The sequence below is a fragment of the uncultured Chitinophaga sp. genome (assembly GCF_902168175.1).
GTDB lineage: Bacteria > Bacteroidota > Bacteroidia > Chitinophagales > Chitinophagaceae > Chitinophaga.
The window spans coordinates 52,837-64,984 of record NZ_CABHOU010000054.1 but is presented as its reverse complement, the minus strand read 5'-3'; the positions used below and the strand labels follow the sequence as shown (position 1 = coordinate 64,984).

Sequence of the window (12,148 nt, the reverse complement as noted above, 5' to 3'; positions counted from 1 at the left end):
AAGACAATAATCACTGTGAACAAGGCGTTTACCTTGTAAACAATTACTATTAAAACGCATATACGCTAAATAACAAAAGCCGCTCTGGTAGCGGCTTCTTTATTTTCTTCCTGATACGATCACCTGGTCATCACTACCTCCTGTATGGTACCGTCATCGTTATAATATAGCCTGTCTATACACACTGAACGCCTGTGACTGCCACCACCCGGCAACGCTCCGTTATGATAAAAGAAATATGACTCACCGCCCATCTCCAGCGTACACGGACGATTGGTTTCACAGTTGTACGGCACGTCGTTCAGTATTCCTTTGAATTCCCATGGGCCATTAATGTCCCTGCTCATCGCGTACGCCACCTTTTCAGGCGAGCCATAACCATAGGAAAGATAAAACCAGTCCTTATGTTTGTGCAGGTGCGCGCCTTCGCTGAAGTTCGGTAGGGTTAATGTGGTGATGGGGCCGTCCAGGGCGGTAAGTGGCGCATTAAGCCGGGCAAAGTAGGGCGTTTGATGCCCCCAACAGACGTAATGTGCGCCGTCCGCATACAACACGGTGGGATCGAGATTGGCTTTTGGATTATCCGTAGGCGGCAGCATACTGAGCGTTATAAGTGGCGCACCAAGCGCATCCGTGTACGGGCCCTGTGGCCTGTCTGCAACAGCAAGACCAATAGCGCTGTTGCCATCCATAGCATTGGTAACGGCCACAAACCAATAAAACTTACCATTAAACTCAATCACCTTCGATGCGTAAGCATTGCCCGACGACCATGCAAAATCCAATGCCTTCAATGGAACAGGATGTTCCGCCCATTGCTGCAGATCGGTGGATGAGAAACAGCGCCAATCATTCATTACATAATCATCAACACCATCTGGCGGCTCATCATGACCGGTGTATAGATAAACTGTGTTATTATACACCAATACGGTTGGGTCGGCTGTGTATATATGGCGGATGATCGGATTAGACATGTTGCGTTTTTGCTTATCAACACAAACCACTTGCCAACAAGAAACTAAAATAGTACCCGCCGCTGCCAGGTGGCGGATACTATTTTATCTATGACTTCCCCAGGGCTATGCTAACAGCATCCTCCAGCGGCGTGGTTGTTTGACTTACCCCGATCTCTAATTCCTGTTTTAACTGGAGTGGCGGCTGCGCCATAAACCTTGGATTTTTACCATGATGCGGCTGTGCGCCATGCACCAGGAAAGGGTGGCATAAATACACCGTTCCTGCTTTACCGGTGGCCAATACTTGTTTGTGTTCGGGTAAACTATCAAGTGCGTTTGCCAGTTCCATGAAAGAAAGGCCTGCATCGCCGGCAGGTTGTAATAAGCGGGCCACGTCCATATGCGAACCCACACGAATTCTCGTAGGCGCATCATCCTGTTCTACATCAGAAAACAAAAACAACATTAGCAGCGCACGGCCTTTTGACTTCACATTTATCCGCCAGCTAAAGTAGTCGGCCGGATCGCTACCGGGAAAACCGGCATCTACATGCCAGCCACCATCACCGGGATCTGCATCCGAAGGAAAACGTACGGGGAATGCGCCCACACTTTTGCAAGGCAGCCAACGGTTGGCACCTGCCAGCTGATCAAAAGCGCTATGTAATATTGCTGTGTTAGCCGCCTCCACAAATGGTGCGGCGGTATACATACCGAGCCATATCACCGGCTTCGTCCATGTTGCCGGATCATGAGGGTCGCAGCCGGTATCTTTCCAGAGTATTGTTCTTGCAGCTTTCGCTATTTCAGTGGGAAAAGCGTTATCAATGCGCACGAATCCGTCGCGGATAAATTGATTGATCTGCTCCCTGTTTAAAACATCTTTCATACTTGTTCTTAATTGATGGCAAATAACGGGCTGCCGTGGCAGTCCGAAACCCATTAAACGCCAGGTAAAAGCAATAAAGTGAACAGCCTCAGCAAAACCTGAGGCAATTGCCGGAATGGCAGTAGAAGGATGAATTATAACATGGGAGTCATTCTCATGGGATAAATGTAGGAAAAAAACACGAAGGGTTGATGCAATGGTATCACATCAACCCTTCATTGTATTTCAATAATGTTATTCTCCCCTGAGCCTTTTGTGATGATACACATAAGACACGGTGCCCAATACAAATGGCAGCAGCATAAACAGCATTTGTGGCATAATGCCGTCGGTGGCAATTTGTGAATACGTAGCACCGATCAGATCAAAGAAAAGCCCGGCGTATGCCCACTCCTTGATGCGCGGAAAACCAGGAACCAGGATGGCGATAGCACCTAATATTTTAGCCCACCCGATAAAGGGCGTGAAATAATGCGGGTAGCCGAGGTGATCCATATATTTAACTGCATCGTCCGACATCAATACGTCCGGCACGGCAGTGAGCAACATAAAAGCGGCAAACAGCGCGGTGAATATCCAGTAAATAACTTTTGTCTTTTTCATAAGTCGTAGTGTGTTTTTTGATGATATAAAACTACGCCGGTATTCAATGCCGGGTAACCCGTAAAAGCGACAATTAAGGGGTTAAATGCGTCAGTAGGGAAAATGACGGATCGTCAGTATTTTTACATCCGCTCAACATTAACTATGATAACACCAAACGACGAGAAACTGAAAGATATAGCGGCTGAACTTGCATCCGGAAACATCTGCTATTACGAGATAAGTACCGGAGAAGTTCTTTCTGCCCCCAATATGGACCCAGACGAATTTGAAGCGATTACCGGTGAAAAAAGTGATGCACCTGCTATCATGAAACTAGTGGAAGCCTCACCAGATAACTACATTGAAATAGAACCACCTGAGAGTTACCAGTCGTTTGGATTCATGGAAGACTTCATTGAAACAATATCAGATGGCAGAACGCAAAACTATTTTGCATTGTCCATCCGGAAAAAATCTCCTTTTCAGCAGTTCAGGAATTGTCTGCTGAACTATCCGGACATCAGACAGAAGTGGTTTGTTTATAAAGACCAGCGCATGGTGGCCTATGTAAAGGACCTGATAGAAAGGCATCCTACAGAATAAATTCTCTTACTTCATCACCGGCCGCGGATCAAACAGCACTCTGAACTGTTTGATCTTCGCATTCTCCAGCTCGTACCAACCAGCGGCGAATACTGATGTTCCATCCATATCGATGTCATAAAATAATGCAACATCGCTTCCTTCTACAAACGACTTCACAATGCGGTATTTGAATTTCATTTTTTCCATATCGCTTATGTACACATCGGCACCTTCACGGGTGCCCAGTACGCCGATAAACTTCATATCATCGGCCAAGTAACTGCGCGCTTTAGCGAAGTCCTCACTATTAAGCGCATCTAAGAAAGACAACACGGTTTCGATCATGATTAATATTTCTTATCAGGCGGCAAATCGTTTGCCAGCCGGTAGCGTACCCTGCAGAGACAGGGCAGCCACTAATACTATCTTACCAAAACACCCTGGAGTCACCTCAGAGTGTGGAGAGAGTTAGGAGAGGCTTAGTTGGAAGTCAGGAGAGGAAGGTAATTTACCATCATAATTACATCCTAAAACTAGATACAATGTAACTTTTTAATACAAAAACGCGTTTGACCATACTGAATGTAAAAGGAGTCGCGAAAAAGTGGGCAAAGCCAATATAGATGAGGTTGCCAGTTAGCAATACATTAACTATTGTACCCATATAGCCGCCAGGATTTTTTTGTATCTTGCGCCCCGTTATTCCTTTATACGAGTCATTAACAACAACAGCTTGTTCTGCATGAAAAAAATACTTTGTTTGGTTGCTGTGCTAACTATCCTGGGTTATGCCTGTACGAAAGAGGAAACAATCGATAACGCTACTACCGCTGCTGCCTTCCTGAAATCAAGGGAATGGAAACCAACGGTGATTGATAGAAATCCGGCTACCAGTCCTGCCGGTAAAATACTGTACACGCCTGTTGCTGAGTGTGAAAAAGACGACCGCCTGAAGTTTAGCAAAGACTCCCTGCTGGTTACCAAAGGCGCAATAATTTGTGAGAACGCGGAAACGGGTTACCAGGTTACGTATTCCATGGATTTTAACAAGCGAAAAATTACCATTAATGGAACGGAATATATGCTGGGCGAGGTAACCGACAAACAGTTGAAATTCTTCATCCGCATACCGTCACAGTCGGGCTACGACTACCAGGTATATTTGTACGAACACGAATAAGGCTTAGGCTTATCAATAAATTAAGAAGTCCCGTTGCACGATGTGTAACGGGACTTCTTAATTATGGATGTTTGTTGTATTGGTAAAATATGCCTTTGTCAAACGGCGTCCACAAACACGCTAACTGGCCGCAGCTCTTTAATGCGTTGTTTGTCCAGGTGTTGCAGGTATGAAACAGGTGGTAACGTTTGTTTGCATCGTAAAACGCATCGCTGCTTCCGTAATTGGCGTTGGTCGGAATGTATATAAACCGGCCATCCGCATCCTGCTTAAAACTTTTATCGATGAACGCAACGAGGCGTACATACTGTTCGCGGCTTATCATCATTCGTTTGCAGTCATCGCCGGTGTTCATGTGGTGATAATAGGTAGCATGCATGGCGGAGGAGCTGAGCGCGAATGCGGCTTTAAAGGCAGTACTGAATTTAAGATCGTTCCAGGTGGGGGTTTCAAGGTAAAAGCCCTTATCGCCCCAACCGAAGGCCAGGTAGTTAGCCGAACTGTCCTTACCTGTAGTATTGGTTACCGGCACCTTCGTCCGCCAATCCCTTATATCATTATAGGCCGGCACTACAATGTCGCTATGCACCCCGTTGGATAACAGGTAGATTTCCACCTCTTCAGCGGCTGCTTCTTTCTCTACGGCTATCCGCGAAAGGCCCCATGCTGCCAGCAGGTACAACCCCACAGAACCGATAAGGGAAAGAATAGTATAAAGCAAGACCTTTGCCGTTCTGCGAAGCACTCGTTTCATAACCGGAACGTTTCTACTATATACTCTTTCTGCTGATTGGTAACCCTTACCCTCTGAGGTTTATTCAAACACCACCGTTTTGTTTTTATAAACGAATACACGGTCGTCGAACACCAGTTGAAGGGCGCGGGCCAGTACGGAGGTTTCTATTTCCCTGCCTGCTTTTACCATGCTGGTAGAAGTGTAAGTATGGTTTACGGGGATGATCTGTTGCGTAATGATCGGCCCTTCGTCCAGTTCGTCGGTAACAAAGTGAGCGGTGGCACCTATCATTTTTACGCCGCGTTCAAACGCTCGTTTATACGGATTGGCGCCTGCAAAAGCGGGTAAAAAGGAGTGGTGAATATTGATAATGCGGCCAGGAAACTGCGCCACAAAACCCGGCGACAATATGCGCATAAACTTAGCGAGTACAATGTAATCGGGTTTATACTGCCCGATGATATCATGAATAGCGGCCTCAAAATTTATCTTATCGGCCGGATCATGCAACACCGGACAAAAGGGCACATCGAAACGTTCACAGATATTTTGCAGGGTAGTATGGTTCCCGATTACGCACTGTACCTGTGCGCCCAGCGTTTTGAAATGATGGCGAACGAGAATATCGGTAAGGCAATGATACTCTTTTGTCACCATTACTACTATTTTCTTCTCGGGCCTGGGGTTTACCTGAACGATGGCATCGGCTGGCAATACCGCGCGCAGTTTTTCAGTGAGGGCGGCCGCAGGCGCATCCTGTTCTACATGCACACGCATATAAAAATGGTTTTGCTCAATATCCACATGTTCGCGCAGGGATACGATGTTCAGCTTTTCCTGCGATAACACCCCGGATATGGCGGCCACGCGGCCTACCTGGTCTGTACATTGAATAACGATGATCATAATGGATGAAAATAGCAAATCTGTAATAGGATTTCTTGAGATTTTTGTGAATACTGCCGTTCGGGACTCATCACAAGCAATATATTCGCAGCGGCGAAACCTTCAAGGCAACCTGAAAAATGCCTAATAGTGGTCCCGCCCCCTCAGTGTGCGACGCAACGGCGGGTCCATAGCAACTTGATGCTGACCACCTATCTTTTTTTAATTAATAGTCCAAAAATATATAATATTGCCCCGTTAACTTGTCTACGCGACTATCAATCACCAATCCCGGCCTACAATGAACCTGTTTCAATACTGGAATAACGCCTACATTTTTATCCTGGTACTACAGATACTCTGCATCATACACGCCTACAAAACAGGGCGGCGCGATATGATACTTTTGCTGATCTTTTTACCTGGCATCGGCACTGCGGTGTACATCGTAGTTGAAATATTGCCGGAAATCAACCGGGGTGAGTTTTTCCATAACGTACTGCGTTACATCTTTCCCAACGCGCTGCTGCACGATCTGCAACGTAAAGTGGCCATTTCTGATACCGTTACCAACCGGCTTGCACTGGCTTCGGCTTACGGTGAGCAAAAGAAATATGACAAAGCCATTCCGCTGGTAAAGAGCTGCCTTAGCGATTTATACGCCAACGACCCGGGCATACTGTTGCTGCTGGCCAAACTTCAATTTCATGCCGGGGAGTTTACCGAAAGCATCACTAATTTCGAGAAAGCATTTTCTTCCAAAAAAGTGTTTATGAAAAAAGCGGAAGATGAGCTGGTGTATGCGCAGGCGCTGGAAAGTGGCGGGTATTTGGAAAAAGCGGAAGACGAATATAAAAAGGTGGTACGCATCCATCAGTCGATTGAAGGCATGTACCGCTATGGTGTTTTCCTGAAAAAAAGGCAGCGCCCGCAGGAAGCGCGTACACAGTTCCAGGCGCTGCTGAAAGATATTGGCCTGCACCCGCGTTATGTGCGCAGGCTTAACCGCAAATGGATCTGGCTGTCGCGAAAAGAAGCAGCCGGATTGTAATTAACCTAATCCCTTTTCGCTATGTCTGAATTTTTAACTTTTCGGAGATTTAATTCTTTACAGGAGGCTCAGATTATTGGCAGCCTGCTGGAGGAACACGGCATCCCCTGTGAAATAGAGAACGCTCCGCGTTTGCTCGACTCCAACTTGATTGGCCAGGATCACAGTAACGCTATTGCATTAAAAATACCCTCCAGTAGCTTTATCACCGCCGACGAAATTATCCGGGCAAAGACCCGGATAGAAGCGCCCGACGAAGACTACTACCTGCTCTCCTTCACAGATGCAGAACTAAAAGAGGTTATTGAGAAAAAAGATGAATGGGGTGATTATGATTATGCGCTGGCCTTGCAACTGCTGGAGCAGCGAGGCATTCATTTGAGTGCTGAAGATATTGCGCAATTACAACAGAAACGTGTTACCCGGCTGGCCAACCCGGAACGGGCACCGGCTGTGTGGATTTTTATCGGCTACCTTGCATCGTTCCTGGGTGCAGGGATGGGTATGTTTATCGGCGCCTTCTTCCTGCTGGCCAAAAGAACACTGCCAGACGGTAAACGTGCGCAGACTTTTACCGGCGTTACCCGCTTACATGGAAAAATCATTCTTGCTTTCGGCATTTGCATGTTCTTCACCTGGATCGTGTACATGATTAACGGCGGTACTCCTCCCGGGCGGTTAGGCATGTTTTGGATAGCCGATTTCATGGTGAACAAGTTGTAAAACTATATACACTTTACCTCACCAACACCACCGTACCTTTCCTTTCCCCAGTACCACAAACCGTTTTAGCCTTTACTACAAAAACATATGTACCCGATTGCTGCGGCTGGCCTTTAAAAGTGCCGTCCCAGCAATCGTTCGCATTATTGGTGTGAAATACTACTTCGCCCCAGCGATTAAACACTGAGAAGTCCAGCTCAGTAACCGGCCCCCAATACTTTAACCCGAAACAATCATTGCTGCCATCGTTGTTAGGTGTAAATGCGTTGGGCATGGGATATTGACTCAGCGTGGTATTGAAGTTGGTGTTCACTAACACCGAATCGCGTTTAATACATCCGCCGGGATTAGTGACAGTTACATAGTACATCGTGGGCTGTGTGGGAGATACGGTGGTTTGTGCCGCATTCGTACTGCTCATTCCGGGTGCGGTATCCCAGGCATACTGCGAGCCTCCGCTGGCAGTAAGTGTTGCCGAGCCATGCTGGCAGTTGATATCGTTCGATTTTGTGATGCTGGTGTTAGGAGCCTGACTCACGCTTACGGGTAAACTAAATACCTGGTTGCGGGCGCAGACGAGATCATTGATTTCTACGGTGTATACACCGCTGGCAGTAGGAAAGGTGCTGAATGCTGCACTATTACCTATGGTAGAATGATCGGGTGCGCGCCATATATAGGTATCTCCGCCGGAAGCAGTGAATGCCACTGCTTCGCCGGCACAAACATCAGCATCCACAGGTGTTACTTTAAAGTCGGGCTTATTTATAACCGTTACGTTGATCGTTTCGGTAGCTGTACAATTATTGCCACTGGTGGCCGTAACGGTGTACTGTGTGTTAGTCTGCGGCGTAGCCACCGGGTTACTGATGTTAGCTGCAGATAATCCGGCTGCGGGCGTCCAGGTGAAACCGGCGGGAATATTAGCGGATACGGAGAGGTTGGCCGACTGACCAATACATATTCTTGTATCCGCACTTTTGGTGATGACGGGCGTAGGATTTACGGTTACCGTAACAGATGTTTGATCGGCACAACCGCGGCTGTCGGTACCAGTTACCTGGTACGTGGTAGTAGCGGTGGGCGAAGCAACCGGGTTACTGATGCCTGCGTTGGACAAACCCGTGGCAGGCGTCCAGTTGTAGTTGGTACCGGAAGTGACTGCCGCATTGAGCTGCACTGTTTTACCAGCACACACAGCGGCTGTGGCAGCAGCACTCATCTTAAATGTGCAGGGAATATTAAACGGCGCCAGGTAATCTTCCACTTCACCGTCCTGCGCAAAACCTGTAGCCTGTTGCGCTTCACCTTGTCGTGCGGCCAATCTGAAACGCATCCCGAAATACTGTATGGTAGCGGGTGTTAAAGCGGGTAAGACTGCCGGAAGGCCCGTCCAGGTTAAGGTAGCAGTGGTGGCGCCATTTGCAATGGTAGCGGTAGCCCGCTCGCCCGTACCAAACACCTTGTCATTATTAAAATCAAACCAGCCCGCGAGGTAAGCATCAGCGCCGGTGGTATTGGTCACATTTACGGTTACGCTGTAAGTGCCGTTGCCGCCATAGGCAGCAAATGTTGCTATACCATCTTCATCTGCCCCTGCCGCATTATCGTCGGCTGTTTGCTGACCATCGGCGTCGCCAGGCAATGTACCTATTTTCAGATTTGCAGATTGTGATAACAAGGGATACGGCGGATTGAAATTACAACTGTTCTGCATCGCATACACCAACCGGTGTTGCGCACTGCCAAAGCTGGCAGGCAAATCTCCACGATCGATCGGTGAATATACACCGATAGCAATACCCATCCCGCCATAAGCCCCGCCCCGGTCAAATTCCAGGTCGAGCGTAAGTGAACCGGCAGCCGGGGCACTGGTGGTGAGCATAGGGTTTTGTCCATATAAACTACCCGCTATATTACCATAAGTATTGGAAATCACTACCTGCTGCGTGCCGCAACCTATCGCCGGATTACTAGTCTGTGTGCTGTTCCTGAAAAAGTCGAAGGTACTCCAGGCGCTGCCACTGGTGGTGACCGTAGTTACTTCATTCGGTGCGCTGGCTTCCGGATCTGCGGCCACTAATGTAAACGGTACTGGCAAACCTGCACGGGTAGCCGTGACTGTAAGCGTAAAACCAAAGTTTGAATTGTTGCCATAATTGTAAAGCGCAGGACGCATGGCAGCATTGCTAAAATCATATAGTGAATACAACATGGCCGCACCCCAGGTTTTCATGATACTGGGCTGCAATGTAGTGCCTGTTGCTTTCGACACGGTAAAGGTTACCTGTAAACCATCGGCGGTAGTAAAACTGCGGGTAGTGCCGCTACTGATCGTCAATCCGCTCCAGTCGAACCACCAGATTTGCTCGCGCAGTTTGCCGGTGCCCAGGTCGGCGTATTGTGCAGACACAGTCGTGCAGCAGAGCAACAAAAATATGGCAGCCAGTCTTTTTCTTTTCATGTTATGCATACAGAAGGTTAGGCCTAGGGGGACAACGGTCAAATATACTGAAGCAGGTGGCCTTTTTTCTTCCTCAATCTAGTAAGAAGGGCCAGTAGCGGCATAAATAGCTAATTATCAGGCAATCTTTATTTGTTAAAGTTTGCCGGGTGGTTATCAAGACTTATTTTTACCGCATGGGCGAATTCGGAAAAATCAGGAAACATATGGCTTTTTACAAGTTCCAGCGAGGGTTCCGGCAATTCAGTCTCAGGAAAGTAAGGAGTTACGAGCTGGTTATTCACTGGCTGCATGCAAAACTAACCCGCATGCAATTCCTGATGTTATCGGGCGTATTGGTGGGCTGTGCGGCAGGACTGGCGGGCGTTCTACTAAAAATGCTCGTACACTACATCCACTACTTCATTACCAACAAAGTACACATCAGCACCCAACTTATTTTCCTGGCCCTGTTCCCCTTCCTTGGCATCGTATTAACCACCATCATCGTCATTGCTTTTTTTAAGGGGCAGTCGCGCAAGGGTATACCGGCCATATTGTACGAAATAGCACAAAATAGCAGCCTTATACCGAGGATCAAAATGTACTCACAGATTATCCAAAGTGCGGTAACCGTGGGGCTTGGAGGTTCGGCCGGACTGGAAAGCCCTATTGCGGTTACCGGCGCTGCAATTGGATCTAACTACGCCAGGGTGTACAATCTTCATTATAAAGAAAGAACATTATTACTGGCTGCGGGCGCTACTGCAGGCATTGCATCGGCCTTTAATGCGCCTATTGCGGGCATGATGTTCGCATTCGAAGTGTTACTCACCGGTGTGATATTTTCCGATTTTCTGCCGCTCATTATCGCTGCTGTTTGCGGCAGTCTTATCTCTAAAATCATTCTACAGGAAGAAGTATTATTTCATTTCGAATCACAAACACCGTTCAACTACTACAACGTTCCGTTTTACATCATACTCGGCATTCTCAGCGGTTTGTATGCGCGTTATTTCGCAATACTTTCCGGGCGTATCGAACATTTCTTCAAACATCTGAAATGGCAGCCACTCAGGAAAGCTATTTTCGGAGGGATCATCGTTTCGCTATTATGTGTGTTGATGCCGCCTTTGTTCGGCGAAGGTTACACCAGCATCAAACAACTGGCCGGCGGCCATGTGGAGCGTATGGTGCAGGACAGCTTCCTCGCCTATTTCAGGCTCGAAGAATGGATGGTATTAATTTTTCTGGGATGCGTATTATTGCTGAAAACCATTGCTACAGCCGTCACCATTCAGAGCGGTGGTAATGGCGGCAACTTTGCTCCTTCGTTGTTCGCGGGGGCCTTCCTGGGGTATTTCTTTGCAGCTATTTGTGATGCGATAGGATTTAATGTTCCGGTTACGAATTTCGTAATAGTAGGTATGGCGGGCGTAATGAGCGGCGTGATGTACGCCCCGCTCACGGCCATATTCCTGATCGCGGAGTCCAGCTCGGGGTACGACCTTTTCATTCCGCTGATGATCGTTTCTACCTCATCGTTCCTGATGGTTAAATGGTTTTCGGCCACCTGGCCGGAAATTAAACAACTGGCGGATGCTGGTAAGATATTCACCCGGGAAATGGATAAGAATATACTTTCTGCCGTAAGTTTCGGCAAACTGGTAGATGTAACTACGCCATCCACTTCTCCCCAAACTCCACTTCGCGAATTGGTAGAACTGGTAAAAAATGGACCACTTAGTACCATTGCGGTCATTTCAGCCGAACAGGAACTTAAAGGTATTATTACCATGGACGAGTTGCGCCCAGTGATGTTCGATACGGAAGTGTACGACCGCCTGTGGGCCCGCGACCTGATGAAAGCACCCATCACCGAAATAAATATGAATGACAATATCAGCGATGTGCTGCGTAAGTTCGATGAAACACAAACGTGGTATTTACCAGTAGTGAAAGAGGGCAAACTGGCAGGCTTCCTGTCAAAGTCGGACATACTCGCCGAGTACCGCCTGCTGATGCAGGAATATTCCGACACAGAATAGGCCTAAAACCCAGTCTGGAAAAGATTACGGCAAGAATTTTGCTGCCCTTTACTGCTGTCAAAAA

General features: G+C 47.6%; 12 protein-coding genes. 5 read left to right on the top strand and 7 right to left on the bottom strand.

Features of this window, described 5'->3' with window-relative positions; all coding sequences use genetic code 11:
* Positions 1-119 precede the first annotated feature (119 nt).
* From QZT80_RS10900 to QZT80_RS10890, 3 genes are all read right to left on the bottom strand, one after another.
* Complete coding sequence (locus QZT80_RS10900; RefSeq protein WP_295121638.1) at positions 120-977, bottom strand: family 43 glycosylhydrolase; 858 nt, start codon at positions 975-977, stop codon at positions 120-122.
* 88 nt (positions 978-1,065) lie between these two features.
* Positions 1,066-1,848 (bottom strand): phytanoyl-CoA dioxygenase family protein, encoded by a 783-nt coding sequence (locus QZT80_RS10895; RefSeq protein ID WP_295121636.1) that lies wholly within the window; start codon positions 1,846-1,848, stop codon positions 1,066-1,068.
* A gap of 234 nt (positions 1,849-2,082) precedes the next feature.
* Positions 2,083-2,451, bottom strand: a complete 369-nt coding sequence (locus tag QZT80_RS10890) for a DoxX family protein (RefSeq protein ID WP_295121634.1) — start codon at positions 2,449-2,451, stop codon at positions 2,083-2,085.
* Positions 2,452-2,595: 144 nt separating this feature from the next.
* Here QZT80_RS10890 and QZT80_RS10885 point away from each other — a divergent pair, with 144 nt between their 5' ends.
* On the top strand, positions 2,596-3,036 hold the full coding sequence (locus QZT80_RS10885) for a UPF0158 family protein (RefSeq protein ID WP_295121632.1): 441 nt from the start codon (positions 2,596-2,598) through the stop codon (positions 3,034-3,036).
* Between the two features lie 6 nt (positions 3,037-3,042).
* Here QZT80_RS10885 and QZT80_RS10880 read toward each other — a convergent pair whose 3' ends face one another.
* Positions 3,043-3,363 carry a nuclear transport factor 2 family protein gene (locus QZT80_RS10880; RefSeq protein WP_295121630.1) on the bottom strand — a complete coding sequence of 107 codons (321 nt, stop codon included), beginning with the start codon at positions 3,361-3,363 and terminating at the stop codon, positions 3,043-3,045.
* Between the two features lie 397 nt (positions 3,364-3,760).
* On the opposite strand from QZT80_RS10880, the gene QZT80_RS10875 reads away from it, so the two are divergent.
* Positions 3,761-4,198, top strand: coding sequence for a hypothetical protein (locus tag QZT80_RS10875; RefSeq protein ID WP_295121628.1), 438 nt, complete (start codon positions 3,761-3,763; stop codon positions 4,196-4,198).
* Between the two features lie 61 nt (positions 4,199-4,259).
* Here QZT80_RS10875 and QZT80_RS10870 read toward each other — a convergent pair whose 3' ends face one another.
* The gene (locus tag QZT80_RS10870; RefSeq protein WP_295121626.1) at positions 4,260-4,952 is read right to left on the bottom strand and encodes a TIGR02117 family protein; all 693 of its coding nucleotides are present in this window, start codon (positions 4,950-4,952) and stop codon (positions 4,260-4,262) included.
* Positions 4,953-5,012: 60 nt separating this feature from the next.
* On the bottom strand, positions 5,013-5,840 hold the full coding sequence (gene purU, locus QZT80_RS10865; RefSeq protein WP_295121625.1) for a formyltetrahydrofolate deformylase: 828 nt from the start codon (positions 5,838-5,840) through the stop codon (positions 5,013-5,015).
* 280 nt (positions 5,841-6,120) lie between these two features.
* Here purU and QZT80_RS10860 point away from each other — a divergent pair, with 280 nt between their 5' ends.
* Positions 6,121-6,870 (top strand): hypothetical protein, encoded by a 750-nt coding sequence (locus QZT80_RS10860; protein ID WP_295121623.1) that lies wholly within the window; start codon positions 6,121-6,123, stop codon positions 6,868-6,870.
* A 21-nt stretch (positions 6,871-6,891) separates the two neighbouring features.
* Positions 6,892-7,593 carry a hypothetical protein gene (locus QZT80_RS10855; RefSeq protein WP_295121621.1) on the top strand — a complete coding sequence of 234 codons (702 nt, stop codon included), beginning with the start codon at positions 6,892-6,894 and terminating at the stop codon, positions 7,591-7,593.
* A gap of 13 nt (positions 7,594-7,606) precedes the next feature.
* Here QZT80_RS10855 and QZT80_RS10850 read toward each other — a convergent pair whose 3' ends face one another.
* The gene (locus QZT80_RS10850; RefSeq protein ID WP_295121619.1) at positions 7,607-10,057 is read right to left on the bottom strand and encodes a gliding motility-associated C-terminal domain-containing protein; all 2,451 of its coding nucleotides are present in this window, start codon (positions 10,055-10,057) and stop codon (positions 7,607-7,609) included.
* A gap of 206 nt (positions 10,058-10,263) precedes the next feature.
* Between QZT80_RS10850 and QZT80_RS10845 the strand changes: the two genes are divergently transcribed.
* Positions 10,264-12,084 carry a chloride channel protein gene (locus QZT80_RS10845; protein WP_295121618.1) on the top strand — a complete coding sequence of 607 codons (1,821 nt, stop codon included), beginning with the start codon at positions 10,264-10,266 and terminating at the stop codon, positions 12,082-12,084.
* Positions 12,085-12,148 lie beyond the last annotated feature (64 nt).